27 protein-coding genes and 1 tRNA gene are annotated in these 24827 nt (G+C 62.7%); 18 read left to right on the top strand and 10 right to left on the bottom strand.

Going from position 1 to position 24827, the window contains the following annotated elements; genetic code table 11:
* The first annotated feature begins 83 nt into the window (after window positions 1-83).
* Window positions 84-437, top strand: coding sequence for a TadE/TadG family type IV pilus assembly protein (locus tag QQK95_RS01970; RefSeq protein ID WP_284268294.1), 354 nt, complete (start codon window positions 84-86; stop codon window positions 435-437).
* Window positions 438-468: 31 nt separating this feature from the next.
* Here the strand turns inward: QQK95_RS01970 and QQK95_RS01965 are convergent, their stop codons facing one another.
* The 4 genes from QQK95_RS01965 to phaC form a co-directional block, all read right to left on the bottom strand.
* Entirely contained in the window at window positions 469-1005 is a 537-nt protein-coding gene (locus QQK95_RS01965) for a DnaJ domain-containing protein (protein ID WP_284268292.1), read from the bottom strand.
* 422 nt (window positions 1006-1427) lie between these two features.
* Window positions 1428-1502, bottom strand: a tRNA-Glu gene (locus tag QQK95_RS01960).
* Between the two features lie 297 nt (window positions 1503-1799).
* Complete coding sequence (locus tag QQK95_RS01955) at window positions 1800-3056, bottom strand: YcbK family protein (RefSeq protein ID WP_284268290.1); 1257 nt, start codon at window positions 3054-3056, stop codon at window positions 1800-1802.
* A 216-nt stretch (window positions 3057-3272) separates the two neighbouring features.
* Complete coding sequence (gene phaC / locus QQK95_RS01950) at window positions 3273-5108, bottom strand: class I poly(R)-hydroxyalkanoic acid synthase (protein WP_284268288.1); 1836 nt, start codon at window positions 5106-5108, stop codon at window positions 3273-3275.
* A gap of 98 nt (window positions 5109-5206) precedes the next feature.
* Here phaC and QQK95_RS01945 point away from each other — a divergent pair, with 98 nt between their 5' ends.
* From QQK95_RS01945 to recJ, 8 genes are all read left to right on the top strand, one after another.
* On the top strand, window positions 5207-5602 hold the full coding sequence (locus QQK95_RS01945; protein ID WP_284268286.1) for a hypothetical protein: 396 nt from the start codon (window positions 5207-5209) through the stop codon (window positions 5600-5602).
* A 45-nt stretch (window positions 5603-5647) separates the two neighbouring features.
* On the top strand, window positions 5648-6865 hold the full coding sequence (locus tag QQK95_RS01940; RefSeq protein WP_284268284.1) for an LL-diaminopimelate aminotransferase: 1218 nt from the start codon (window positions 5648-5650) through the stop codon (window positions 6863-6865).
* 37 nt (window positions 6866-6902) lie between these two features.
* The gene (locus QQK95_RS01935; RefSeq protein ID WP_284268282.1) at window positions 6903-8216 is read left to right on the top strand and encodes a homoserine dehydrogenase; all 1314 of its coding nucleotides are present in this window, start codon (window positions 6903-6905) and stop codon (window positions 8214-8216) included.
* Window positions 8217-8339: 123 nt separating this feature from the next.
* Window positions 8340-8699, top strand: coding sequence for a hypothetical protein (locus QQK95_RS01930; protein WP_284268281.1), 360 nt, complete (start codon window positions 8340-8342; stop codon window positions 8697-8699).
* A 70-nt stretch (window positions 8700-8769) separates the two neighbouring features.
* Window positions 8770-8937, top strand: a complete 168-nt coding sequence (locus tag QQK95_RS01925; protein ID WP_010909767.1) for a Thivi_2564 family membrane protein — start codon at window positions 8770-8772, stop codon at window positions 8935-8937.
* A gap of 203 nt (window positions 8938-9140) precedes the next feature.
* A complete protein-coding gene (gene glpX / locus QQK95_RS01920) occupies window positions 9141-10124 on the top strand; it encodes a class II fructose-bisphosphatase (RefSeq protein WP_010909766.1) in 984 nt (327 codons plus the stop codon).
* Window positions 10125-10196: 72 nt separating this feature from the next.
* Window positions 10197-10421 (top strand): DUF6434 domain-containing protein, encoded by a 225-nt coding sequence (locus QQK95_RS01915; protein ID WP_284268279.1) that lies wholly within the window; start codon window positions 10197-10199, stop codon window positions 10419-10421.
* Window positions 10422-10614: 193 nt separating this feature from the next.
* Complete coding sequence (recJ, locus tag QQK95_RS01910; RefSeq protein WP_409371645.1) at window positions 10615-12393, top strand: single-stranded-DNA-specific exonuclease RecJ; 1779 nt, start codon at window positions 10615-10617, stop codon at window positions 12391-12393.
* Window positions 12394-12410: 17 nt separating this feature from the next.
* On the opposite strand, the gene QQK95_RS01905 is transcribed toward recJ, so the two are convergent.
* The 3 genes from QQK95_RS01905 to folE form a co-directional block, all read right to left on the bottom strand.
* Complete coding sequence (locus QQK95_RS01905) at window positions 12411-13382, bottom strand: patatin family protein (protein ID WP_284268277.1); 972 nt, start codon at window positions 13380-13382, stop codon at window positions 12411-12413.
* A gap of 84 nt (window positions 13383-13466) precedes the next feature.
* The gene (hisI, locus tag QQK95_RS01900) at window positions 13467-13928 is read right to left on the bottom strand and encodes a phosphoribosyl-AMP cyclohydrolase (RefSeq protein WP_284268275.1); all 462 of its coding nucleotides are present in this window, start codon (window positions 13926-13928) and stop codon (window positions 13467-13469) included.
* Between the two features lie 41 nt (window positions 13929-13969).
* Entirely contained in the window at window positions 13970-14605 is a 636-nt protein-coding gene (gene folE / locus QQK95_RS01895) for a GTP cyclohydrolase I FolE (RefSeq protein ID WP_284268272.1), read from the bottom strand.
* Window positions 14606-14846: 241 nt separating this feature from the next.
* Here folE and QQK95_RS01890 point away from each other — a divergent pair, with 241 nt between their 5' ends.
* Both QQK95_RS01890 and QQK95_RS01885 read left to right on the top strand, forming a co-directional pair.
* Window positions 14847-15293 (top strand): iron-sulfur cluster assembly scaffold protein, encoded by a 447-nt coding sequence (locus QQK95_RS01890; RefSeq protein WP_284268270.1) that lies wholly within the window; start codon window positions 14847-14849, stop codon window positions 15291-15293.
* A gap of 63 nt (window positions 15294-15356) precedes the next feature.
* Window positions 15357-15791, top strand: coding sequence for a cell envelope integrity protein TolA (locus QQK95_RS01885; RefSeq protein WP_284268268.1), 435 nt, complete (start codon window positions 15357-15359; stop codon window positions 15789-15791).
* 57 nt (window positions 15792-15848) lie between these two features.
* Here the strand turns inward: QQK95_RS01885 and QQK95_RS01880 are convergent, their stop codons facing one another.
* Window positions 15849-16757, bottom strand: a complete 909-nt coding sequence (locus tag QQK95_RS01880) for a LysR substrate-binding domain-containing protein (RefSeq protein ID WP_284268266.1) — start codon at window positions 16755-16757, stop codon at window positions 15849-15851.
* A 91-nt stretch (window positions 16758-16848) separates the two neighbouring features.
* On the opposite strand from QQK95_RS01880, the gene QQK95_RS01875 reads away from it, so the two are divergent.
* The 3 genes from QQK95_RS01875 to blaOXA all read left to right on the top strand — a co-directional run bounded on the left by QQK95_RS01875 (window position 16849) and on the right by blaOXA (window position 18446).
* A complete protein-coding gene (locus QQK95_RS01875; RefSeq protein ID WP_284268265.1) occupies window positions 16849-17031 on the top strand; it encodes a hypothetical protein in 183 nt (60 codons plus the stop codon).
* A 65-nt stretch (window positions 17032-17096) separates the two neighbouring features.
* Entirely contained in the window at window positions 17097-17471 is a 375-nt protein-coding gene (yidD, locus tag QQK95_RS01870) for a membrane protein insertion efficiency factor YidD (protein WP_284268263.1), read from the top strand.
* Between the two features lie 147 nt (window positions 17472-17618).
* Entirely contained in the window at window positions 17619-18446 is an 828-nt protein-coding gene (gene blaOXA, locus QQK95_RS01865; RefSeq protein ID WP_284268261.1) for a class D beta-lactamase, read from the top strand.
* A gap of 6 nt (window positions 18447-18452) precedes the next feature.
* Here blaOXA and QQK95_RS01860 read toward each other — a convergent pair whose 3' ends face one another.
* The gene (locus QQK95_RS01860; protein ID WP_284268259.1) at window positions 18453-19289 is read right to left on the bottom strand and encodes an SAM-dependent methyltransferase; all 837 of its coding nucleotides are present in this window, start codon (window positions 19287-19289) and stop codon (window positions 18453-18455) included.
* A 192-nt stretch (window positions 19290-19481) separates the two neighbouring features.
* Here QQK95_RS01860 and thrS point away from each other — a divergent pair, with 192 nt between their 5' ends.
* Complete coding sequence (gene thrS / locus QQK95_RS01855; RefSeq protein WP_284268257.1) at window positions 19482-21458, top strand: threonine--tRNA ligase; 1977 nt, start codon at window positions 19482-19484, stop codon at window positions 21456-21458.
* A gap of 83 nt (window positions 21459-21541) precedes the next feature.
* Complete coding sequence (locus QQK95_RS01850) at window positions 21542-22480, top strand: lysophospholipid acyltransferase family protein (RefSeq protein WP_284268255.1); 939 nt, start codon at window positions 21542-21544, stop codon at window positions 22478-22480.
* A 24-nt stretch (window positions 22481-22504) separates the two neighbouring features.
* Here QQK95_RS01850 and QQK95_RS01845 read toward each other — a convergent pair whose 3' ends face one another.
* Entirely contained in the window at window positions 22505-23467 is a 963-nt protein-coding gene (locus QQK95_RS01845) for a hypothetical protein (protein WP_284268253.1), read from the bottom strand.
* Window positions 23468-23622: 155 nt separating this feature from the next.
* Between QQK95_RS01845 and QQK95_RS01840 the strand changes: the two genes are divergently transcribed.
* On the top strand, window positions 23623-24207 hold the full coding sequence (locus QQK95_RS01840; RefSeq protein WP_284268251.1) for a nitroreductase family protein: 585 nt from the start codon (window positions 23623-23625) through the stop codon (window positions 24205-24207).
* Window positions 24208-24816, top strand: coding sequence for a flavin reductase family protein (locus QQK95_RS01835; RefSeq protein WP_284268249.1), 609 nt, complete (start codon window positions 24208-24210; stop codon window positions 24814-24816).
* The last annotated feature ends 11 nt before the right edge of the window (window positions 24817-24827 follow it).

Here is a 24827-nt window from a genome sequence, read left to right as displayed (position 1 = left end):
TTCCCGGGAAAACCGGTTCAGACTTTTCCTGGAATTGCGCTGGCGCAAGCGCCTTCCGGCAGGATCGATCGGGCGGGGCCGGATTGGAGTTCGCGCTGATCGCGCCGTTCCTCATCATATTGCTGTTCGGGATCTTTGCCTTGGGCTGGTCGATGCATTCGGTGTCCAGCGTTCGCTATACGCTGGAGACATCGTCGCGCTCGCTGCAGCTTCAGAACACGCTGACCCAGGCCGACATCCAATCGATCGCCACGCAGAAATTGCAGGCCTTGGGTTTGAAGGATGTCAACGTGACGATCGCCATCGACCCGGTGAGCGGCGGTTTCCGCATGGCCCATCTGACCGCCACCTATGCCTTCGTCGTCGATTTTCCTTACCTCGACACCTTTCCGATCAACTACGCCACCACCGTTACCGTGCCGCTGGTCGGTGGTTAGTCAATGCGACGCTGACGCGAGTTCGCGCGTTTCAGCCTGCATGGTCCAGCAGTCTTGTTGGGGTGTCACGGCGATGTTCGGAATTGGCGCGATCGATGCCTTCCACGGTGATCGCGAAGGTTCCGTTCTCGATCCTTCCGATCCAGCCCTTGGCTTTCAGGTACCAGAGATGAAACTCAAGATGTTCTCGTGGACAGCCCGACAAACGTTCGATCTCTGTATCGCCAATGCCGGGATTGTTTACGTCTTGTCGGCGTTTCACATAGAGCAGCGAGAGCAGTTTTGCCTGAATGGCCACGTCGCGTTCGATGGTTGTGTTGCTACTGGCGTCCCCAATCAACTCCGTTCGCAGATTCAAATGGTCCTTGTGCTGAATGTCATACCGCGCGCGCTTGACCGGATCTTTGAGAACATTGTGGGCTTCCAGGATTTCGCTGAAGCGCGATTCATCGCCGGTATCCTGATTGTCAGGATGGTAGCGCATGGCGAAATAGCGGAACACCCGTTCTATCGTTTCCGAGTTGGCGTTCGGGCTGATTTCCAGGAGTTCGTAGTAATCAACGAACAAGATGGCGCCCCCACAACATCGCTATTGCGCACACCGTCGAGAGCATGACCGATGAAGGCAAGGAACAACAGTCCTCAACTTGCGGCTTGGATCGGCGCGAATTGAAGCTGGTCAAGAGAATCCGCGCGTGACATTGCAATCAGCCGCGCAGCGGCGAAGGCTGCCAGAATGATGAAAACAGCCGTGAGGTTAAGGAAGGCGGGTGATGCAAAAATGCTCCCGCTCGGATCATAGCAACTCAGTTCCATGGCGCTCTACCCCTTCAGCGACCTGATGGTCTGGATAATGATCCGGCTTAATGGGGAATACAAGCATTTGCTAATAAGATGGTTGATACGGTTGCCCCGAGACTAAGCCAAGGGCGTCTGAGACACGAATGGATACTCGGTAAAAAGAGGGATGGAGCTCAGTGCTCGAAACTCTGGTACGCCCAAGGGGAATCGAACCCCTGTTACCGCCGTGAAAGGGCGGTGTCCTAACCGCTAGACGATGGGCGCGCTCAGACGAAGCGGCTTATACTGACGTTGTGCACAGCCGGCAACCCGTCAGGTGCCGCCTTGGACAACTTTTTTGCGGGGCTTTGGAATTAGGGGGGGCATCGCGACCGCATGGCTTGATCATCGGTGGAGACACCCATCGCTTCGTCATCCACGGGTCTTCGCTCCTGCTCCGCCCGTGGAAGACGAAGAGGGGGGCGCCTCGGCCAATCTCGCATGTTTGGAGATGATCCAGCGGAACGATCCTGCCGGAACGGCTTTGCTCGCGAACAGGGGCCAGCTGTCAAATCGGGCCGTTTAGCCGTCGCCACCGCTGCTGCGCCGGCGGCAGCGCCAGTTCCAGTCGCGCTCGGGGCCGACGTCGACATGGACCGATTCGGTGTGGCAATAGGTGCCGACGCCGCCGCGGCCGGGCATGGTCCTGATGTAGTTCGCCAGTTCCCATTTGGAGACGCCGGGCACCTGGATGTCGGCGGCGGCGCAGTACATGTGCAGCGAGTTCTTGGCGCCGTTGGCGCGGCGGTTGCGGGCAGGGTCGCGGTAGCCTGACGTGACCACCATCTTGCGGCCGTAATGGCCTTCGATCGTCTTCAGCACGCGCACCAGCGACGGCTTCAGGCAGGCGACGTCGACGCTTTCGTTCTGCTTCAGCAGGCCATTGGGCGCGAGTCGGGCCATGCCGGCGGCGGACGCGACCTGATAGCTGCCGCCGATTGGACCCTCGTCCTCATTGAGGTCGACGTCGCTTTCGTCGTCGAGGCCGGATTTGCGCTTGATCTCGAACAGGGCGGTCTGGCGCACGCCGGGCAACGCATCGCTGCCGGTGATATGACCGGCGTCGTCACCGGTCGAGGCCAACTGTATCGGCTTTGCCGTGGAGTCGGCCGAGGCCAAAGTGATGATCGGCTTTGCCGCCGGCGCAGGAGCGGGCTTGGCCTGTGCGGCCGGCTGTTCGCCCGATCGTGTGTTGATCAGCGGAGCCGGTGTGGCCGAAGCGGGCGTTGCTCCGAACATCGAGGCCAGGAAGCCGCGTTTCTTCGGCGCCTCGGCTTGTGGCGCCTCACCCGCTGTCACATAGACCGGATTGTTCATCACCGGCGCCGCGGCCGGCTTTGGCGTTGTCACCGCGGCATCGGCCGCGGCGATCTTCTGGGCGACCGCGTCCGTCTGCTGTGCCGTCTGGGCCGGCTGCTGCAAGGCCTGCGGCGTTTGTCCCGCGATCGTTTCGGCGCCGGCCGGCGTTATCAGCGGAAAGGCCGCTTGCGGCTTGGCCATCGGTACGTAAGCGACTTTTTCGGGGAGTGCCGTATCGCCCTCGCTCATCACGGTCGTTTGCGTGGCCGTCGTCTGCGATGTCGAATCGGCGGTGGCGACGGACTTACCGGTGGCGGCCGCATTGATGTCCGAGGCGGAGGCATTGTAGCCGGGCATTCCGACCGACATTGTCGGGTCGCCGGCCGATGTGCAGGAGGCCAAGAGCACACAGCAGAGCGCTGCCAAGATGGCGCTGCGTTCTCCCTTTGCGAGGCTCCATCCTGCTGATTTCAAAGTCAAATTCCCCCTCGATGTCCGGTCGGCACGTCCTTGTCGCGGCACTGGAAGTCGCTGTCCAAGGTTACCTTTGTCTCCGATCCGGAAACGAGACCTGTGTCAAATCCGCAAGCCTGGAAGTATTTTTGCAGTGATTGCCGAATTACGGCCGCTTGGTGGTTGACGACACCATTTCGCCCGCTTTTACCGGGCCGTCAACTCACCACACATTACAGTCCGTTACACACGCACCTTCACATAGCTGCCGGGAGCATCGCCCAAGGTTTTCATATGGTTGCCGGGTTTGCGGGCAGGCACGCGGGTGTTGTCCTTGGCCTCGATCCAGCTTTGCCAGTGCGGCCACCACGACCCGGGATGCTCGGCCGCCTTGGCAATCCATTGGCCGAAATCGCCTTCCGGTTTGCCTCCGGTCCAATACTGGTACTTGCCGGAGGCGGGCGGATTGACGACGCCGGCGATATGGCCAGATCCCGCCATCACGTAGTCGACCTTGCCGCCGAAATATTTCGAACCGAGGAAGACGGACAGCGCCGGCGCGATGTGATCTTCCCGCGAGGCGAGGTTGTAGACCGGAATGGTGATATCGCCGAGCGAGACCGTATGCCCCGCCAGTTCCATCTTGCCGCGCGAGAGGTTGTTCTCGAGATAGCAATTGCGCAGGTAGAAGGAATGGTTGGCCGCCGCCATGCGCGTCGAATCGGCATTCCAGTACAGCAGGTCGAAGGGCAGGGGATCCTTGCCGCGCATGTAGTTGTTGACGACATAGGGCCAGATCAGGTCGCCGGAGCGCAGCATGTTGAAGGCGGTCGCCATCTTGGTGCCGTCGAGATAGCCCTTCTCGTTCATCGACTTTTCCACCGCCGCGACCTGTTCCTCGTCGACGAAGACTTTCAGGTCGCCGGCATAGGTGAAGTCGACCTGCGTGGTGAAGAAGGTCGCCGACTTTATGCGGTCGTCGCCTTCCTGTGCCATCAGAGCCAGAGCCGCCGCCAGCAGCGTGCCGCCGACGCAGTAACCGATCGCGTTGACATCCCGCTCGCCGGTCGCCTCCTCAATCGTGTCGAGGCCATATTGCAGGCCTTCCCTGATATAGGCTTCCCATCCCTTCGCGCCGTGGCGCTCGTCCGGATTGATCCAGGAGATGACGAAGACGGTGTGGCCCTGCTCGATCGCCCAGCGGATAAAGGATTTCTGCGGGTTGAGGTCGAGTATGTAGAACTTGTTGATCCAGGGCGGGCAGATCAGCAGCGGGCGCTTCAGCACCGTCTCGGTCGCCGGATCATACTGGATGATCTCGGCGACATCACTGCGGCCGACCACCTTGCCGGGCGTGGTGGCGATGTTCCTGCCGATCTCGAAGGGCGAATAGTCGGCCTGCCGCAGCTTCAGGTCGCCCTTGCCGGCGGCGATGTCCTCGGCCAGCATCTTCATGCCGCGCACCAGGTTCTCGCCGTTGGAAGCGACGGTCTCGCGAAACAGTTCCGGGTTGGTCAGAATGAAATTCGACGGCGAGATGGCATTGGACACCTGCTTGACGTAGAAGCTCGCCTTGTGGCGGGTGTGTTCGTCCAGACCTTCGGCGTGCTCGACCAGTTCGGACGCCCAGCGCGAGGTGACGAGATAGGCCTGCTTGAGGAAATCGAAGAAGGCGTTGCGGCCCCATTCCGGGTCCTGGAAACGCTTGTCGCCGCGCTCCGGCTTGACGGCGTCGTCGGTGCCTTCGGCGTTGGGGCTGACGCGCTGGATGGCGTTCGCCCACACGGTCATGTAGCCGGCGAACAGCCGCGTTTGCGCTTCGAGCGCGCGCTGCGGGTCGGCGAGCCAGTATTCGCTGAGTTTGGAAAACGTCTTGACCATGTCGACGACCGGCTCGGCGACGTGGTCGCGCACTTCGCCGCGCTCGCGCGGTTCGGCCCAGGCGGACGCCGCCTTGCCGGCCTGCTCGATCATGCGCGCCATGTTCAACGCGAAGCGCTCCGGATCCTTCACCAGATATTGCTCGACGGTCGAAGGCTCGTCATCTTCCGTTTTGCCCGAATCGGGTGTTTTGGACATGGTTCGCGGGGTTCCTCCCGAAGCGTTTTCTTGACATATTAACATGGGACATCCGACAGGGTCCAATCTCGCTCTACCTCGGCTGCCAAGGAAACAATATGACGATTAATATTGGCGAGACTGTTTTTTTTGCTGCCGCACGGTTTTGCCGCATCGGCGCGGCGATCGTCCTTGTGGGGATCGCCGGGTGTTCGAGCACGAATACCAGCGGTCCGGTGCCGATGGCCGAGAATGCAGGCCCGAAGGATACCGGCACCTTTCCGAATCTCAACATCCCGCCCAAAGTGGCGAACAAGCAGCTTACGGAAGCCGAGACGAACGCCAAGCTCGCCGAACTCAAGGCTGACGGCAACGCGCAGGGCGCCAAAAGCCGCGGCGGCACCGCGGTCGCCAACCAGGCGGCACTGGCGGAGCTGGCCGCGAAACATGGCCCGCAGGCGCTGAAGCAGATCGAAGGCAAATGCGATCCCACCCTCGACCCTACCTGCAAATGAGTATATAGCGCGCGCCCAATACCCCTTTTGCTGTCTGGAACTGCCATGGAAGAGTTTCACAAGGTCCGCCGGCTTCCGCCTTACGTTTTCGAGCAGGTCAACCGGCTCAAGGCCAGCGCCCGTTCGCGCGGCGCCGACATCATCGACCTCGGCATGGGCAATCCGGACCTGCCGACGCCAAAGGCCATCGTCGACAAATTGTGCGAAGTGGTGCGCGATCCGCGCACGCATCGTTATTCCTCCTCGCGCGGCATCCCCGGCCTGCGCCGCGCCCAGGCCGCCTATTATCAGCGCCGCTTCGGCGTGAAGCTCAACCCCGACACGCAAGTGGTGGCCACGCTCGGCTCGAAGGAAGGCTTCGCCAACATGGCGCAGGCGATCACCGCGCCTGGCGACGTCATCCTGTGCCCGAACCCGACCTATCCGATCCATGCTTTCGGCTTCATCATGTCGGGCGGCGTCATCCGCTCGCTGCAGGTCGAGCCCGATGACGGCTTCATTCCGGCGGTCGAGCGCGGCATACGCCATTCGATCCCCAAGCCGCTGGCGCTGATCCTCAACTATCCGTCGAACCCGACGGCGTTGGTCGCCTCGCTCGATTTCTACAAGGACGTTGTGGCGTTCGCGAAGAAGAACGACATTATCATCCTGTCCGACCTTGCCTATTCGGAGATCTATTTCGACGGCAACCCGCCGCCTTCGGTGCTGCAGGTGCCCGGCGCCATCGATATCTGCGTCGAATTCACCTCGATGTCGAAGACCTTCTCCATGCCCGGCTGGCGCATGGGTTTTGCCGTCGGCAACGAGCGGCTGATCTCGGCGCTGACCCGGGTGAAGTCCTATCTCGACTACGGCGCCTTCACGCCCATCCAGGTGGCGGCGGCCCATGCGCTCAACGGCGACGGCGCCGATATCGCCGAGGTGCGCGAGGTCTACCACAAGCGCCGCGACGTGATGGTCGATTCCTTCGGGCGCGCCGGCTGGAACATTCCGGCTCCCGCCGCCTCGATGTTCGCCTGGGCGCCGATCCCCGAACCGTTCAAGCATCTCGGCTCACTCGAATTCTCCAAGCTGCTCATCGAGCACGCCGATGTGGCGGTGGCGCCCGGTGTCGGCTTCGGCGAGCATGGCGACGATTTCGTGCGCCTGGCGCTGGTGGAGAACGAGCACCGGATCCGCCAGGCGGCGCGCAACATCAAGCGCTTCCTGTCGACCAGCGCCAAGCAGCCCAACAATGTGGTGCCGCTGTCCGCCCACCGATAAGCAAAAATTCGATCTGATTTGAGGGACGTCGCCTTCCATGGCTGAAGCTCTGCGTGTTGGAATTGCCGGACTTGGCACTGTCGGTGCATCGGTGGCGCGCGTGCTGCGCGACAAGGCTGCGGAACTGACCCGGCAATGCGGGCGCGACATTGTCGTGTCGGCGGTCTCGGCGCGCGACCCGAAACGCGACCGTGGCGTCGATGTCAGCGCCGCGAAATGGTTCGAGGATCCGGTCAAGATGGCGCAGAGCGCCGAGATCGACGTGTTCATCGAACTGATCGGCGGCGACGAAGGGCCGGCGCGCCTGTCGGTCAAGGCGGCGCTCGAAGCTGGCCGTCATGTCGTCACCGCCAACAAGGCGCTGCTCGCCAAGCATGGCGTGGCGCTGGCCGAAATCGCCGAGAAGAAGGGCGTGCTGCTCAACTACGAGGCGGCGGTGGCGGGCGGCATTCCCGTCATCAAGACGATGCGCGAGGCGATGGCCGGCAATTCGGTCACCCGCGTGTTCGGCATTCTCAACGGCACCTGCAACTACATCCTGACCCGCATGGAGGCCGAAGGCATCTCGTTCGATGCCTGCCTGAAGGACGCGCAGCGGCTGGGTTACGCCGAGGCCGACCCGACCTTCGACATCGAGGGCCACGACACCGCGCACAAGCTGTCGATCCTGACCAGCCTTGCCTTCGGCACCAAGATCGCCGCCAACGACATCTATATGGAAGGCATTTCCAACATCACCCAGGCCGACATCCGCGCGGCCGGCGATCTCGGCTACCGGATCAAGCTGCTCGGCGTCGCCCAGCGCACCGAAAGCGGGATCGAGCAGCGCGTGCACCCGACCATGGTGCCGACCGCCTCCGTCATCGCGCAGGTGCACGGCGTCACCAATGCGGTGGCGATCGAGACCGACATCCTTGGCGAACTGCTGCTTTCAGGCCCGGGCGCCGGCGGCAACGCCACCGCCTCGGCGGTCATCGGCGACGTCGCCGACATCGCCAAGAGCCGGCCCGGCTTCCAGCATGGTCCGGTCTTTGGCCGGCCGGCGAAGGAACTGAGGCCCTACAAGAAGGCGCAGATGCGCAGCCATGCCGGTGGCTACTTCATCCGGCTGACGGTGCATGATCGCATCGGCGTCTTCGCCGCGATCGCCAAGCGCATGGCCGACAACGATATTTCGCTGGAATCGATCGTCCAGCATGCGGTCAGCGGCGAGGCGGCGGCGCAGAAAACGGTGATCCTCGTCACCCACGAGACCACCGAGGCCGCCGTGCGCAAGGCCGTCGACGGCATAACCAAGGACGGTCATCTGACCGACAAGCCGCAGGTCATCCGCATCGAGCGGGCAGGGTAACTCCGTCCGGGGGTAACAATCCCCGCCGGCCTTGCGGTCGACCCGATGGCGCTCAGCCATGACCGGCCGGAACGAATTCGTTGCGGCGCCGTTCTCTTGGTCAGCAACCAAGGGAGCCGCTTCATGGCCGATACCAACAAGTCCGACAGCCCAGGCATAGACGACATCCAGAAAACGCTGGAAAAACAGATCGCCGAACTGCGCAAGGAGATCACCAAGATCAACAAGAGCATTTCGGCGCGGGGCGCGGAAATGCTCGATGACGCCAGCGAGCAGGCCTCGGATTTCTATGATACGGCCGCGGCGCGTGCGTCGCGCACAGCACAGCAGCTGCGCAACCAGGCCCAGGCGGTTTCGGAAGTCGCGCGCGAAAACCCGGGCACCACGACAGCCGTGATCGGCGTGATCGGCCTGCTCGGCTTTCTGGCCGGGATCGCCGTCGGCCAGTCGATGAACAACGACACGTCGCGCCGCTGGTATTGAACGTGCCGGCATCGAGCCGGCATTGCCGGCTCGTCTTCTCGTTTCAGGAAATCATTTGAAGGAGGGCGTCATGGCTTCATCCATGTTGATCGGCATCCTGATCACATTCCTTGTCATCATTCTCGTTCTCTATCTGGTGCAGCGCCTGCCGCTCGACGCCAGGATGCGACAGATCGTGCAGGTCATCGTCATCATCATCGGCATCATTTCGCTGCTCAGATATCTCGCGGTTTTCTAGATCGCGAGAGCCACCCTTTGTGCGTCTTCACGGCGGCCCGGCCGTTTCCGACCGGGCCGCAATCATGTCGAAATGCGGTTCAATCGATTGATATTGCTGGCCTTTCGATAAAACGTCCGGCAGGTCTTGCCGTTGTCATGCTCGTTTGACAAAACAGGCGCGCCTCCGGCGGGAGGCGGTATGCGAACGAGGATTTCCCCAACATGAATGTGGCCCAGAACATCGTCGCCGGCCTTGACCGGATACTCACCATGGAATTGGTGCGCGTCACCGAAAGGGCCGCCGTGGCAGCCGCCAGGCTGCGCGGCCGTGGCGATGAGAAGGCTGCCGACCAGGTCGCTGTCGACGCCATGCGCCAGGAGCTCAACCGCCTTGCCATCAAGGGCACGGTGGTGATCGGCGAGGGCGAACGTGACGAGGCGCCGATGCTCTATATCGGCGAGGAGGTCGGCACCGGCAAAGGTCCGGCGGTCGATATCGCGCTCGATCCGCTCGAAGGCACGACGATCTGCGCCAAGAACCTGCCCAATGCGCTTGCCGTCATCGCCATCGCCGAGAAGGGCAGCCTGCTGTTCGCGCCCGACGTCTATATGGACAAGATCGCCATCGGTCCGGGCTATGCCGAAGGCGTCATCGATATCGACGCCTCGCCGGCCGAGAACATCGCGAGCCTGGCGCGGGCCAAGGGCGTCGCTGTGTCCGACATCACCACCTGCATCCTCGACCGGCCGCGCCATGCCAAGCTGATCGATGCCGTGCGCGCCACGGGAGCCGCGATCCGGCTGATCGGCGACGGCGATGTCGCCGGCGTCATCCACACCACCGACCCTGAGGAAACCGGCATTGATCTCTATCTCGGCACTGGCGGCGCGCCGGAGGGCGTGCTGGCCGCGGCTGCGCTGCGCTGCACCGGCGGCCAGATGCAGGGCCGGCTGATCCTCGATACGCCAGAAAAGGTCGCGCGCGCCGCCAAAATGGGCATTTCCGATCCGAAGCGGATCTACCATGCGGAAGACATGGCGCGCGGCGACGTGCTGTTCGCGGCCACCGGTGTCACCGATGGCAATATGCTGGCCGGCGTCAAGTTCGGCCGCACCTATATCACCACGCATACGATCGTCTTGCGTTCGTCGTCGCGCACCGTGCGCGAGATCAAGGCCCGGCACCAGGATCTGGATAAGTTCTAGGCCTGCTTGCTAAGCCGCGCCGCAGTTGCTAGCCCATGGCTGCATCTGAACCTGGCGGCGCAAGGATTGACGATGAATGCGTTCGACTGGCACGCGGATCCGATTTCGCGTGCCACGCCCATCACGAAATCCTATCGCAACACCCAGAATGCACGCCGCTTTTTCACCCACGCATGCGGTGATGCGTTCAGGTTCGATCGGCCTTTCATGGCCTGGCTCAAGGACGGCCGGGAAAAGACGATGGGGGACGCCGCCGACGAATGGATCCGGCGCCAGGCTGAAAAGCGGAAAGCGTAGTTTTTCTTGAATTCTCCTGCGACGCCACCCGCCGCGAACCGCCTGGCTTTGCCCGTCTTTGGCCCTGACGCGCCTTGCGTTCACGCGCAGCACCTCAGGATGTCGTTTGTGCATGTCGTCATCCCGAAACCGCTGCAGACTTTTGGGCGACATGCATTATCGTGCGGCCAACCATGAATTGGCAAAGCGCATAATGGGCGAAAGGCGCCTTTTCCTCGATGTCAGGCAGTCGGCGACCGGTCTCTCATGGGAGCACCGGCTGACCGAACGGCAGGACATGGTCGCGCTTGCCATTGCGCAGGGCCATGGCGTGCCCGACATCGTCGCGCGCGTTCTGGCCGGACGCGGCGTGACCGCCGACGAGACCGAGCGGTTCCTCGACCCGACGATCCGCGACCTGCTGCCCAATCCGGCCTCGCTGACCGACATGGACAAGGCCGCAACCCGCATTGCCGCGGCAGTGATAGCGCGGGAAAAGGTGGCGATCTTCGGCGACTATGATGTCGACGGCGCTGCCTCGTCGGCCTTGCTGAAGCGGTTCCTGGCGCATTTCTCCATACCGTCGGAAATCTATATTCCGGATCGTATCTTCGAGGGTTACGGTCCCAATCCCGATGCGATGCGCGAACTCGTCTCGCGCGGCGCGACGCTGATCGTCACCGTCGATTGCGGCACCAACAGTGCCATTTCCGTCGATGCCGCCAATGAAGCCGGCGCCGATGTCGTGGTGCTCGACCACCATCAGGTCGGCGGCGCGTTGCCGGCGGCGATTGCCGTGGTCAATCCAAACCGTGACGACGATCTTTCCGGGCAGGGGCATCTGTGCGCCGCCGGCGTCGTGTTCCTGACCCTGGTGCAGACCGCAAAGATCCTGCGTGGCCTGAGCGACGTCCCGCCGCCCGACCTGCTGTCGCTGCTCGATCTCGTTGCGTTGGCGACCGTTTGCGATGTGGTGCCGCTCACTGGCGTCAACCGTGCCTTTGTCGTCAAAGGGCTGCAAATGGCGCGCCAGCAGAAGAATGAAGGCTTGGCCGCATTGGCGCGGGTATCGCGCATTGGCGAGCCTATCAGCACGTTCCATCTCGCCTATCTGATCGGGCCGCGCATCAACGCCGGCGGGCGCATCGGCGACGCAGCACTTGGCAGCCGGCTGCTTGCAACCGACGATCCGGTCGAGGCCCGGACCATCGCCGAGACGCTCGATCGGCTGAACCAGGAACGGCAACAGATGGAGCAGGAGATGCTGGCCGCGGCGCGTGCCGAGGCCGATGCCGAGCTCGCCGGCGGCAGCGGCCCGGCGATCGTCGTCACTGCCAGCAACAACTGGCATCCCGGCATTGTCGGCCTGCTCGCCTCGAGGCTGAAGGATCATGCGCGCCGGCCGGCTTTCGCCATCGCCTTCAACGCTGTGGGCATCGGTACCGGTTCGGGCCGTTCGGTGTCGGGCTTCGACCTCGGCCGGCTGGTACGCGAGGCCGCCGATGCCGGGCTGATCGTCAAGGGCGGCGGCCATGGCATGGCGGCCGGCATCACCGTGGAGCGCGCCAGGCTGGGCGAACTCAGGGCGTTCTTCGAGGAACGGGCGGCTGCCGACGTGTTTCGGCTGCAGGATGAGGAGAGCCTGGCGATCGACGGCGCGCTGGCAGCCGAAGGCGCGACGCTCAGCCTGCTCGACGCGCTGGAAAAGGCCGGCCCCTTTGGCGCCGGCCACGTCGCGCCAGTCTTCGTGCTGCCGCGCCACAGGCTGGCCGACGCCCGGCCGGTCGGCACCAACCATATACGCTGCGAATTGCAGTCGGACAGCGGCGGCCGCATCCAGGCGATCGCCTTTCGTGCCGTCGATACGGTGCTTGGCGAATTCCTGTTCAAGAACCGGGGCAAGAGCGTGCACGTCGCCGGCTCGCTGTCGGGCAATTACTGGAACGGCAACCGCACGGTGCAATTCCGCATCGTCGATGCGGCGCGGGCGTGAGCGCTATCCGGACTTGATCAGGCGAGAACGGTCTGCAGCCGGGTCAGCTCGCCGATCTGGGCCATCGTCGCCTGATAACCGAGCTGGATCGCCTCGTCGGCGCGATGGAATTCGGTGAGGCCGATATGGCTGAGCTTGGGCTGCAGCGACATGTCGGGCGGATCGCCGGCCAGCCTGGCGCGCGAAATGCGGTCCTGGATGATGTTGAAAGCCTCGACCATGACGCCGGTGATGCCGAGGCGGCTCTGATGCGACTGGTGCTGCGGGTCGACATGGCCGGCGCGCGGCGCGTCCTTTTCGACAACCAGTTCGCCGGCGCTGTGCTTGATCACGGCGGCGCGGCCGAACAGGTCGTAGTGAAGATTGACCGCCACGACCAGCGGCTGTTCGTAGGCGCGGCAAACCGAGACCGGAACCGGATTGACCAGCGCGCCGTCGACCAGCATGCGGCCGTTGCAATTCACCGGCTCGAACACGCCAGGCAATGCGTAGGACGCGCGCATGGCTGTGATCAGCGAGCCGTGCGACAGCCAGATCTCGTGGCCGGTGCGGATTTCCGACGCGACGCTGACGAAGGGTTTCGGCAGGTCCTCGAAACGGACGCCCGCCACATGCTCGCGCAGACGGGCATCGAGTTTCATGCCGCCGAACAGGCCGCTGCCGCGCAGATTGAGATCGAGCAGGCCGAAAATGCGTCGCTTGGTGAGGCTGCGGGCGAACTCTTCCAGCTCATCCAGTTTGCCGGCGAGATAACAGCCGCCGACCAGTGCGCCAATCGAGGTGCCGGCGATCATAGAGACTTCGATGCCGGCTTCATCGAGCGCGCGCAGCACGCCGATATGAGCCCAGCCTCTGGCGCAACCGCCGCCCAAAGCGAGCGAAATGCCTGTTTTCTTGGGAGATTTGGTTTCGGACGCACCGCCGGAAGAGGTCAGGCCGTTGGCCTCCCTGACATCTGGTCTGTTCCGCAATGACGCCCACTCGAGCATCATGATCTCCCTTGTCCCAAGACTAATATACGGACAGGCCGTATCGAAATGATGAATCTGTGTGGTTGGCGTGAGGCAGATGGTTCAAGACGATGGCTTCCGATACGTGAATTCCGCATCGAACAGCGGCTTGCTGCCGTCGTCAACAAGCGTCCCCTTGCCGTCGACGAGCCCCACCGTCCGATAAAAGCATGAACGCCGGCCGGTGTGACAGGTTGCGTCGTGGCCCAACACTTTGACGCGCAGCCACAATGCGTCCTGATCGCAGTCGGTGCGCATCTCGACGACATGCTGGAAATTGCCCGAGGTTTCGCCCTTCTTCCAAAGCGCGTTGCGCGAGCGCGACCAATAGTGGGCGATGCCGGTTTCCAGTGTCAGCGCGAGTGCTTGCGCATTCATGTGCGCGACCATCAGCAGCATGCCGTCTTCGGCATCGGTGACGACGACGGTGACAAGGCCGGCGGCGTCAAAGCGCGGCGAGAACACCGCGCCTTCCTCCAAGGCCTTCTTGTCAGATGGAGTTTTGGGAAATTCCAGTGCCGACATCGCCGGTCTATTTTCCTGTTGACCAGACGCCGGCGAGGGGCTTACGCCCCGCCGCCACGCACCATGGTGACAAAACGAACCTGCTCCTCGGGCGTATCCTTGAAGACGCCGGTGAAGGTGGAGGTGAGGGTGGTGGAGCCCTGCTTGCGGATGCCGCGCATGGCCATGCACATGTGCTCGGCCTCGATCATGACAGCGACGCCGCGAGGATTGAGCACATCCTGGATGACGCCGGCGATCTGCGCGGTCAGCGCTTCCTGCGTCTGCAGCCGATGGGCGAAGATATCGACGACGCGCGCGATCTTGGACAGGCCGACGACCTTGCCATCCGGCAGGTAGCCGACATGTGCCTTGCCGATGATCGGCACCATGTGGTGCTCGCAATGCGAGTGGAACTGAATGTCCTTGACGATGACGAGATCGTCGTAGCCGGCGACCTCCTCGAAGGTGCGGCCGAGTTCCTCGGCCGGGCACATGTCGTAGCCGCCGAACATTTCACGGTAGGCCTTGGCCACGCGCTTGGGCGTATCGATCAGCCCCTCGCGGTCCGGATTGTCGCCGGTCCAGCGCAGCAATGTGCGCACGGCCGCCTCAACCTCAGCTTCGCTCGGCCGGTCGGTGACCGGCTTTTCCATGTAGACGGACTGGGGCATGAGTTTCTTGATGACGGCATCCATAAAAAGGCGTCTCCCGTAGTTCCTCTCCAAGGAGGAACGAGTTGAACGGACCACGACCTTTCGGTGTCGGAAACTCGCCCCGTTTCCAGCCCCGTAAGCGGCGTGAACTTCCCGGCCAGGACAGCGGCGCTCATCGCCTTGTCGTTACCGGACTGCCAGCATTATATAAGGTCGTAGCGAGCGAAAGGAAGACGCAGCAGCGGCAATCGCTGTTCGCTTGGCGGCGACGGATTGGAAAATAATGATCAACGATGTCTACAACGCGAAAATTCTCGGTTTTGCCGGAAACATCGCCCGCATCGGACGGCTCGATCATCCGGACGCGACCGCCAAGGCCCATTCCAAGCTGTGCGGCTCGACCGTTACCGTCGATCTCAAGATGGAGGACGGCGTGGTCACCGACTTCGCCCATGACGTGAAGGCCTGCGCGCTCGGCCAGGCGTCGTCCTCGATCATGGCCCAGAATGTGGTCGGCGCGAGCGCCGAGGAATTGCGCACGGTGCGCGACACCATGCTGAAGATGCTGAAGGAGAACGGCGCGCCGCCGGAAGGGCGCTTCGCCGACCTGAAGTACCTCGAGCCGGTGCGCGACTACAAGGCACGCCATGCCTCGACCATGCTGACCTTCGACGCCGTGGTCGACGCTATCGGCCAGATCGAGAAGAAGCGCGCCGAACAAGCGGCCTGATCTTGCCGTTTTCCATTCTCACGATGTGCGGACTTCGCGGCAGCCCGCGACACCGACCCTTCCATGGCCCGGTATTCGTTTTGGAGCCTTGCCGCCGCACTCATCTCGGGCTGCGGCGCGAGCCGGGCCGACGTGGCAGTCACGTGGGATATCCACGGTTATCTCATGAAGGCTATCCAGGCCTGTTGGGCAGTGCCCGCAAATGCCACGAGCGTTGCGCGCGTCCGGATCAACCTGAACAAGGACGGTTCGCTCGCCGGCCCGCCGAAGATCCTCGATCCTGTGACACCACCGCTCGACAAGGTCGCCGAGGCCGCCGCGCGGGCAATCACGCGCTGCGCGCCATTTTCCGGGCTGGTGCCCTACGCGGCCCATTATGATCTGTGGCGTGAGGTCGTCCTGACATTCCACCCGGCGCACGTCACAATGGGCGGGCCTCCGGCAGCCGGGGCAAACGACATCGACAAGTTTCTCGAAAAATACAAAAAGGCAAAGTAGCCGCGAGCCTGGTGGGTTCCATTTAGCGAGGGACAGGAGACGTGCGGAATGGGTGGCTTAGACCTCACCGTCCGTTGGTCTCGCGCGCAGCTCTTCGACAAGCCAGTCCACAAAAACCTCCGCCTGGCGGCTAAGGCGCCGGAAGTCGGAGGCGACAAGCCAATACGCGCCATAAGGGACTTCCATTTCGAACGGACGGACCAAAAGACCGGCATGAAGATCTGCGCCGTTCAGAATGCGATCGCCCAAAGCAACACCGTGCCCAAGTTTCGCGGCCTGCATGGCAAGCGCGGCGTCCGTGTAAAGCGGTCCTCTCTGGAGGGCGAGTTCTGGAAGGCCCATTGCCTGAAACCAGGTCGCCCAGCCATCGCGATTGTAGTCATGGAGCAAGGTGTAGTGCCGTAGGTCGACAGGCGATGTCAGGGGCGCGCCCGACGCAAGCAATCCCGATGCCATGACCGGCGTCACCAGAACGTCGACCAAATGCCGCGCTTCGGTACGTGGCCAGGACCGGGCATGGGCTCCGTATCGGATCGCGATTTCTGCTTCGTGGCCACGAAACTCTATAAGCCGAGAGTCCGCGTCGACCGAAATGTCGATCTCAGGATGGTGTTGCTGGAACGAATTGAGCCGCTGTATCAGAAATTCGCCCGCAAAGGATGGCTCGACGCTGACCCGCAACGGGCTCTGAGCCGGCTTGCTGATGATTTCCGACAGCCGACGGTCGATGTCGTCAAAGCTGGTGGTCAATTGACCGAGGAGCGTTTGCCCCGTTTCCGTCAATTCGACTCTGCGGTGAAGCCGCTCGAAGAGTGGCCTGCCGATCAAGATTTCCAATTCCCGTATTTGTCGGCTGATCGCCGCCTGTGAAACGAAAAGCTCTTCAGCCGCCCGGCTGAAGCTCAGATGCCGGCCGGCTGCCTCGAAACTCCTCAGTGCCGTCAGCGGGAGCCGTCCGCGCTTCATTCGCATAATCTCAAGTTATCCGAGGCGGAAAATATACTCGTTTGAGGGCTATGGCCAGCAGCGGTCTAATCGGCGTCAAAGGAGATCTGAGATGAATGAATTTCTGAGTATTCTCCGCGACGTGATGCTGATCGCGACGTTTCAACGGCATGGCGGCAGACTGCATGCAAAACGCCGCGAAGAACCGACAAGACCTGGCCGTTGGTCGCCTTCGACCGACCTGCATCCTTTTCGCGTTCAAGACACTGAAGCCAATGGTGAGGGGAGGAAGTGAAAGGGATTGCGTTCTCCAGCCGAAGCTCACATCTATCGCATGGGAAACGCGATACGGAGACTGCGGTGCGCGACCATCATGGGCATGCGCATAGCGCCAGACCACCAGGGCGTGGCCGCAACTGGCCGGGCCCATGGCGCAAGACGCCTGGCCGTCTTCTCGGCACCTCGTTCGTACGTCTCTACCAGCTGACTTTGTCTGGCTTTATCGGCAATTCCTGCCGGCATCTGCCGACCTGTTCCGAATACGCGCATGAGGCGATCGCCCGCCATGGCCTGTGGGCCGGCGGCTGGATGGGATTTTTCCGCGTGCTGCGCTGCGGGCCGTTCGGCACGCACGGCATCGACCTGGTACCGGAAGTGCTGGCGGATCGCTATGTCTGGTTCATGCCGTGGCGGTACTGGCGGATCGGCCGCAAGCGCGCCGAAAAGCGGGCATGATCGCGCCGGCCACATCTCGGGCAGGGCGCATGTTTACGATCCGGTAGGGTTAACGCAAGCCTGCACAAAGACTGCGCATTTGAGACAAAATCGAGACAAGAGACCTCGCTAAGCCCGCTGGCGAACACCCCACTGGAGCGAGCATCAATGCGTAACATCGACCGTCTTCCCTTTATCCTGGCTGGAGTCCTCTTCCTGCTCGCCTGGCTGCTGGGGTTCCCGATGCGCGCGCAATCGGCGCCGCTTGGGGATGTACAGTGCACGCTCATCGCCGATGCGGCGAGCGGCAAGGTGCTTTATCAGGATGGCACCTGCGATCAGCGGTTCAGCCCAGCCTCGACGTTCAAGGTGCCGCTTTCGCTAATTGGCTATGACGCCGGGATCCTGAGCGATGAGCACACGCCGAGCTGGGACTACAAACCCGAATTCAATGCCGTGAAGCGGGACCAGAAGACAGTCGACCCGACGATATGGGAAAAGGATTCGATCCTCTGGTACTCGCGTGAAATCACCCGCAAGCTTGGAGCGGAGAATTTTGCCGGCTATGTCTCGAAACTCGACTATGGCAACAAGGACGTTTCCGGCAATACCGGCAAGAATGACGGGCTGACCCATTCCTGGGTGAACTCCTCGCTCAAGATCACGCCGGTCGAGCAGGTCGATTTCCTGCGTAAGCTGCTGGCGCGCAAGTTGCCGGTCTCGGCCAAGGCCTATGATATGACGTCAGCCATCATCCCGACGTTCCAGGCCGGGGGCTGGACGGTGCAAGGCAAGACCGGCAGCACAAGGCTGGCCAACGATGCCGACAAGATCAGGGACAAGCGTTCGCTCGGCTGGTTCGTCGGCTGGGCGAAAAAGGACGGCCAGCAGATCGTCTTTGCCCGCCTGGTCGTCGATGCCACCCGCACCGATATGCCAAAAGGCCTCAAGACGCGGGCGGCGTTCCTGAAAGATCTGCCGTTGCTGGTGAAGTAATTCCGGTCAGGCGGTTCGGCGCGCGCGAATGAGATGGCCGCCGGAAGTGTTCGTCATTCCCTTCGGTGCCTTGGAAAAGCGTGCGGCTATATCGCCGCTCTCGATATCCTCGATCTCGTCGAAGCCAAGCTCCCCCAGGGATTTCGCCAGCTCGGTCGGAACGAAGAAGCTGATCCATGGCTCCCCGACAGACGCGACGCGCGCCGCATGGAAGGCCAGCGCGGCCTGTGCCGCCGAATCGCGGTTCTCAGCCGGTTCGCTATAGTCGAACACGACCTCCGAGCCGGGGATACCGGCTATCCAGGACAAGGTTTTGAAGATCGCTTCCTTCGTCAGGTAGGGCACGACTCCCAGCCAGATGAAGAAGCTCGGCGTGGTCGACTGCAAACCGGCCGCGGCCAGTTCCGCGGACAGGCTTTGCCGCTCGAAATCGACCGGCACGAACCTTGTGGCGGCTGGCTCGGCAAGACCGCTATCGGCGATGCATTTGCGTTTCCAGGCTTGCGTGGCCGGGTGATCGACTTCGAACACGCTGAGGTCCGGATACGGATTGCGCAGCGAAAACGTATCGAGGCCGGCGCCAAGTACGACAAGTTGGCGGACACCGCGATGCACCGCAGCCGCCAGCCAGTCCTCGGCGAAGCGGGCGCGCGCCGCCACGAACAGGCGCATGCGCCGGCGGCGCTCGTCTTCCTGTTCAAGCTCCTGCGCCGTGGGAGCGGCTTCACCCAGAATCGCGATCGCGTAGGGATCGCGAAACAACCCTGCCTGCGGTGAGAACTGATGCAAAGCCCGCATGCGGGCGACGCCAAGGGCGGTTCGGCTGGGTGTTGCGTCTTCCATGCTGATGATTCCAGTTGATGTCGTGCATTTTCGCAAGTGTCTGCGACATCTGTGGCGACATTTCCTGACGGCTGCGCCAATTGCAGCTCTTTACCTGACGCAACGCTGCCTCTAAAACCCGCCCGCTGCCGGGTGCATCCGGCTTACCCACGACCACCCGCGCTCGTTTGCGGGACTGGATAGGAGATAAAAATGCTGAATTCCGTTTCCCTGACATTTCCCGATGGCTCCGTCCGCGACTACGACGCGGCGATGACCGGTGCGGGCCTTGCCGAATCGATCTCGAAGTCGCTGGCCAAGAAGGCTGTCGCCTATGCCATTGACGGCACCGTGCGCGACCTCTCCGACCCGCTCGGCAAGTCCGGCAAGGTCGAGATCATCACCCGCGACGATGCGCGCGCGCTCGAGCTTATCCGTCACGACACCGCGCACGTTTTGGCGGAGGCCGTTCAGGAGTTGTGGCCGGGAACGCAGGTGACCATCGGGCCGGTGATCGAGAACGGATTCTACTACGACTTTGCCCGCAACGAGCCGTTCACGCCGGATGATTTCCCGGTGATCGAGAAGAAGATGCGCGAGATCATCGCGCGCAACAAGCCGTTCACCAAGGAAGTCTGGTCGCGCGACAAGGCGAAAAAGGTCTTCGCCGACAAGGGCGAGCGCTACAAGCTGGAACTGATCGACGCCATTCCCGAGGACCAGGACCTCAAGATCTATGCCCAGGGCGACTGGTTCGATCTCTGCCGTGGCCCGCACATGGCCTCGACCGGTCAGATCGGCAGTGCCTTCAAGCTGATGAAGGTGGCCGGTGCCTATTGGCGCGGCGATTCGAACAACCCGATGCTGACGCGCATTTACGGCACGGCCTGGGCCGACCAGGCGCAACTCGAGGCCTACCAGACGATGCTGGAGGAGGCCGAGAAGCGCGACCATCGCAAGCTTGGCCGCGAGATGGACCTCTTCCATTTCCAGGAAGAGGGGCCGGGCGTCGTCTTTTGGCACGCCAAGGGCTGGAAGATGTTCCAGAACCTGGTCAATTACATGCGCCGCCGCCTTGACGAGCAGGGCTACCAGGAGGTCAACGCACCGCAGGTGCTCGACAAGAGCCTGTGGGAGACGTCAGGCCATTGGGGCTGGTATCGCGACGCCATGTTCAAGGTAACGGTCGCCGGCGACGACACCGACGACGACCGTGTCTTCGCGCTGAAGCCGATGAACTGCCCGGGTCACGTGCAGATTTTCAAGCATGGGTTGAAGTCTTATCGCGATCTGCCCGTAAAACTTGCGGAATTCGGCAATGTGCATCGCTACGAACCGTCGGGCGCGCTGCACGGTCTGATGCGCGTGCGCGGCTTCACGCAGGATGATGCCCATATCTTCTGCACCGAGGAGCAATTGGCGTCGGAATGCCTGCGCATCAACGATTTGATCCTGTCGACCTATGCCGATTTCGGTTTCGACGAAATCAGCGTCAAGCTGTCGACGCGGCCGGACAAGCGTGTCGGCACCGATGAGGCCTGGGACCATGCCGAGGCGATCATGGGCAGCGTGCTGGAGACGATCAGGACGCGGTCCGGCAACCGGATCAAGACCTCGATCAATCCGGGCGAGGGCGCCTTCTACGGGCCGAAGTTCGAATATGTGCTGAAGGACGCCATCGGCCGCGAATGGCAGTGCGGCACCACGCAGGTCGACTTCAACCTGCCGGAACGCTTTGGCGCCTTCTATATCGGCTCGGATTCGGAGAAGAAGCAGCCGGTCATGGTGCACCGCGCCATCTGCGGTTCGATGGAGCGTTTCCTCGGCATCCTGATCGAGAATTATTCCGGTCATTTCCCGCTGTGGTTCGCGCCGCTGCAGGTGGTGGTGGCGACGATCACCTCCGAGGCGGACGGCTACGCGACCGAGGTGGTGGCAAAGCTGAAGGCCGCCGGGCTGCTGGCGGAAGCCGATCTGCGCAACGAGAAGATCAACTACAAGGTCCGTGAGCACAGCCTGGCCAAGGTGCCGGTCATCCTGGTCTGCGGCAAACGCGAGGCGGAGGAACAGACGGTCAATATCCGCCGGCTCGGCTCGCGCGACCAGGAATCGCTTGGCCTTACCGAAGCGATCGCGCAACTGACCGAAGAGGCCATTACGCCGGACCGCAGGCGCAAACGCGCTGCCTGATCCGCATAGGCCCCAGGAATGGCGGTGGAGCGATCCACCGCCATTTTCATATCCCTGTCACGCCAACCTTGTAACGAGCCCGCATGCTCAAGCTGAAGACGCGCGAAAAACCGTTTCCCGAGCTTTCCTATGCCAATCCGCGACAGCCGGCGCTGACGCGCTGGGTCATCCATTCCATTGAAGGCCTGTCGGGGCGCGACCGCTATGCCGCGCTCTATGATTTCTGGCGCCGCCAGGTGGTGCCATCGGGCGAGCGCGTGTTCAGCCGCATGCTCGACCTGATCGATGTGCGGATACGGACCGCCGACCAGTGGCCGCCCGCGCCATTGCCGGACACACCGCTGGTTATCGTGGCCAACCATCCGTTCGGCATCGGCGACGGCATTGCCGTGCTGTCGCTGGCGGAGCAGTTGGGGCGGCCGTTCCGGGTGATGATCCACAAGGATCTGCTCAAGATACGCGAGATGGAGCCCTATTCGCTGCCGATCGACTTTTCCGAGACCAAGGAAGCGCTGAAGAACAACATGGCCGTGCGTCACGAGGCGGTGCGGCTGCTGAAGGAGGGCGTCACCATCGTGGTGTTCCCCGCCGGTGGCGTCGCCACCGCGCCGAAAGGCTTTGGCCGAGCGCGCGACCTGCCATGGAAGATGTTCCCGGCACGCCTGGTGCAGGATGCCAAGGCGTCCGTCATTCCGATGCATTTTTCCGGGCAGAACGGCCGGCTGTTCCATCTGGTCAGCGGGCCGATGAACATGGCCGAGCGCGATGGCCGCGTGGCCAAATTCGTCGGCAAGGCCTCGCTGACACTGCGCCTTTCGATGCTCATCCACGAATTCGCGAGGCTGTCCGGCAAGGCGATCGACGTGCGCGTCGGCGATGTGCTGAGCTGGAGCGAACTGGAGCCGCTGCGCGACCGCAAGGCATTGCTCGACCGGCTATACCGCGGTGTGTTCGATTTGGCGCCGCAGGTGCCGCGCCGCCGGATTCCGTTCCTGCCGGCGCGGGCGAAACTAGCCGCTTGAAAGCTGGAGAATTCGCAGCGGAGGCTAATCCGCGCCTTCTTCGGGGTCCATGGCCGCGGCTTCTGTCGCCAGAACCTCGATCTCCTGGTTCTGCCCGGCCACGACCGTGAAATCCTTCTGGTAGATGCGGTCGCGGTTCTTGGCGATGATGGTGTAGTCGCCCTCGGCAAGCACCATCGAGGCGAAGGCGCCGACGGTTTCCTTGATCGGATCGCCGGATTCGTTGAGCAGCGACCAGGACGTGTCGGCAATGGCTTCGCCACCGGCTTCGCGCACCAGCTTCATCGTGATCTCGGCGGCGTGATGCTCGACGGTGGCCTCGGTCAGCTTGCCCGCCTCGACGCGGATGTCGGAGCGGATCACCGCATTGACCGCGCCGTAGGTCGAGACGACATGGTAGATGCCGGCATTGAGCCGCACGACGCTGTTGGGCTCAACATCGGGAATGATCAGCGCTCGGTCGCCATTGGCCTCGGCGGTGCCCTCATAGATCGAAAAGCGCAGTTTTTTCGGCGGAATGCGCACGCCGCCGGACAAGACCGCGTCGAGCTTCAGCCCACCGGCATCGAGCACGAGGCTTTCCCGCTTGGCTTCCTTGCCGACAGTGATGCGCTTGGTGGCGCCCGCCCTGCCGTAAGAGGCATGGACCAGATAGCTGCCGGGCTCGAGCTGGAAGACGGCGCTGCCGCCATGCGCGGAGGCGACCATCGGCAATTTGCCGTTGACGGGTTCGGGCTTGAAGACACGCCAGACGAGGCCACGGGTGATGCCGGTGCCCTTGTCCGTCAGCTGCGCCGACAAAGTGATGGCACCGCCGCCGCCAAGCGCCAGCGGGGCCTCGCTCTTGGGCGTCGCATAGCTCGAAATGCCGGGGAGTTTCAGGTCGCCCACGCCATCCTTTTCCTGCGCAGCGGCCAGGGAGACCGGCAGCAGGAACAGCGCGGCGCAGAGCCAGACCAGGAAAAGACGCAGTCGCCCCTCAAACATGCCTTGCGTTGAAGCCCATGGCGATGGCAATTTCAAGGCTTAAGAGTCCGATCCATGGACTCTTCAGCCCGGCGCTTGCGCGCCTTTGCCCGAGCCGCCCGAATTCCCGATGGTGCGCTTCAGCTCAAAACAGAGTGTTCAGGAGACTTGCGCCCATGGCGTCGCCGATCATCGACTTCCTGCTGACCCGAAATTCAGCACCGATTCCGGATCTCAAGGAGCCGGCGCCCAGCGACGCCGAGATCGCAACGATGATCGCCGCCGCCACGCGCGTGCCCGACCATGGCCGGCTCGAACCCTGGCGCTTCATCCTCTATCGCGGCGATACCCGCATCGAGATCGGCAGGAAGCTGGCGGCGCTTGCCGAACAGCGGGAAGGGCCGCTGCCAGAGGGCCGCCGCAACCAGGAACTGGCACGCTTTTCGCGCGCGCCGCTGGTGATCGGTGTGGTGTCGGTGCCGAAGGAGAACCCCAAGATCCCGCAATGGGAGATGTTCCTGTCCGGCGGCATGGCGGCGATGAACCTGATGATCGCAGCCAATGCGCTGGGCTATGGCACCAACATGATCAGCAACTGGTATTCCGACGTGCCGGAGGGCAGGGCGGTCCTTGGACTGGCGCCGCAGGAGCGCGTCGTCGGTTTCATCCATATCGGCTCCTATGCCGGCCCGGCGCCGGAGCGGCCACGGCCCGACCCGGCAAGGCTCTATGCCGATTACTCAGGACCTTGGGCGGGCTGAATGTTCTACGAGCCGTCCAAGGGGCACGGGCTGCCGCATGATCCGTCGAAGGCGATCGTAGCGCCGCGGCCGATCGGCTGGATATCGACGCTGAACGGAGCGGGCGAGATCAATCTGGCGCCATACTCCTTCTTCAACGCCCTTTCGACGCGGCCCTTCATCGTCTGGTTCTCCTCCGAGGGCGAGAAGGACAGCGCTTCCTTTGCCCGGGAGACCGGCGAGTTCGTCGCCAATCTGGTCAGCCGCGATCTTGCGGAGAAAATGAATTATACGTCCGTCAACGCGCCGCGCGGCGTCAACGAGTTCGTCTATGCAGATCTCGCAATGGCGCCTTCGCGTCTCGTGAAGCCGCCACGCGTGGCGGCCGCGCCCGCCGCGCTGGAATGCCGGGTGACGGAGGTGTTTCGCCCGAAGGCGCTGGACGGAACGCCGACGAGTGCCGTCGTCGTCGCCGGTGAGGTGGTCGGCGTGCACATTGACGACGCCTTCCTGAAAGACGGCCTGTTCGACATCACCAAGGCCGGCAATGTGGCTCGTCTCGGCTACATGGACTACGCCAGCGTCGACGAAGTCTTTTCGATGCGCCGGCCACGCTGGGGCAAGGAGTAGGTTTCAGGCCC

It is taken from the genome of Mesorhizobium huakuii (genome assembly GCF_030160235.1).
GTDB lineage: Bacteria > Pseudomonadota > Alphaproteobacteria > Rhizobiales > Rhizobiaceae > Mesorhizobium > Mesorhizobium huakuii.
This window is presented reverse-complemented; position numbering and strand designations above follow the sequence as displayed.

Bases quoted from the DNA above. Each gene is read 5' to 3' on its own strand.
- phaC (WP_284268288.1), bottom strand. From the start codon at position 5,108: ATGTCCAAAACACCCGATTCGGGCAAAACGGAAGATGACGAGCCTTCG.
- QQK95_RS01945 (WP_284268286.1), top strand. From the start codon at position 5,207: ATGACGATTAATATTGGCGAGACTGTTTTTTTTGCTGCCGCACGGTTT.
- QQK95_RS01940 (WP_284268284.1), top strand. From the start codon at position 5,648: ATGGAAGAGTTTCACAAGGTCCGCCGGCTTCCGCCTTACGTTTTCGAG.
- QQK95_RS01935 (WP_284268282.1), top strand. From the start codon at position 6,903: ATGGCTGAAGCTCTGCGTGTTGGAATTGCCGGACTTGGCACTGTCGGT.
- QQK95_RS01930 (WP_284268281.1), top strand. From the start codon at position 8,340: ATGGCCGATACCAACAAGTCCGACAGCCCAGGCATAGACGACATCCAG.
- QQK95_RS01925 (WP_010909767.1), top strand. From the start codon at position 8,770: ATGGCTTCATCCATGTTGATCGGCATCCTGATCACATTCCTTGTCATC.
- glpX (WP_010909766.1), top strand. From the start codon at position 9,141: ATGAATGTGGCCCAGAACATCGTCGCCGGCCTTGACCGGATACTCACC.
- QQK95_RS01915 (WP_284268279.1), top strand. From the start codon at position 10,197: ATGAATGCGTTCGACTGGCACGCGGATCCGATTTCGCGTGCCACGCCC.
- recJ (WP_409371645.1), top strand. From the start codon at position 10,615: ATGGGCGAAAGGCGCCTTTTCCTCGATGTCAGGCAGTCGGCGACCGGT.
- QQK95_RS01905 (WP_284268277.1), bottom strand. From the start codon at position 13,382: ATGCTCGAGTGGGCGTCATTGCGGAACAGACCAGATGTCAGGGAGGCC.
- hisI (WP_284268275.1), bottom strand. From the start codon at position 13,928: ATGTCGGCACTGGAATTTCCCAAAACTCCATCTGACAAGAAGGCCTTG.
- folE (WP_284268272.1), bottom strand. From the start codon at position 14,605: ATGGATGCCGTCATCAAGAAACTCATGCCCCAGTCCGTCTACATGGAA.
- QQK95_RS01890 (WP_284268270.1), top strand. From the start codon at position 14,847: ATGATCAACGATGTCTACAACGCGAAAATTCTCGGTTTTGCCGGAAAC.
- QQK95_RS01885 (WP_284268268.1), top strand. From the start codon at position 15,357: ATGGCCCGGTATTCGTTTTGGAGCCTTGCCGCCGCACTCATCTCGGGC.
- QQK95_RS01880 (WP_284268266.1), bottom strand. From the start codon at position 16,757: ATGAAGCGCGGACGGCTCCCGCTGACGGCACTGAGGAGTTTCGAGGCA.
- QQK95_RS01875 (WP_284268265.1), top strand. From the start codon at position 16,849: ATGAATGAATTTCTGAGTATTCTCCGCGACGTGATGCTGATCGCGACG.
- blaOXA (WP_284268261.1), top strand. From the start codon at position 17,619: ATGCGTAACATCGACCGTCTTCCCTTTATCCTGGCTGGAGTCCTCTTC.
- QQK95_RS01860 (WP_284268259.1), bottom strand. From the start codon at position 19,289: ATGGAAGACGCAACACCCAGCCGAACCGCCCTTGGCGTCGCCCGCATG.
- thrS (WP_284268257.1), top strand. From the start codon at position 19,482: ATGCTGAATTCCGTTTCCCTGACATTTCCCGATGGCTCCGTCCGCGAC.
- QQK95_RS01850 (WP_284268255.1), top strand. From the start codon at position 21,542: ATGCTCAAGCTGAAGACGCGCGAAAAACCGTTTCCCGAGCTTTCCTAT.
- QQK95_RS01845 (WP_284268253.1), bottom strand. From the start codon at position 23,467: ATGTTTGAGGGGCGACTGCGTCTTTTCCTGGTCTGGCTCTGCGCCGCG.
- QQK95_RS01840 (WP_284268251.1), top strand. From the start codon at position 23,623: ATGGCGTCGCCGATCATCGACTTCCTGCTGACCCGAAATTCAGCACCG.
- QQK95_RS01835 (WP_284268249.1), top strand. From the start codon at position 24,208: ATGTTCTACGAGCCGTCCAAGGGGCACGGGCTGCCGCATGATCCGTCG.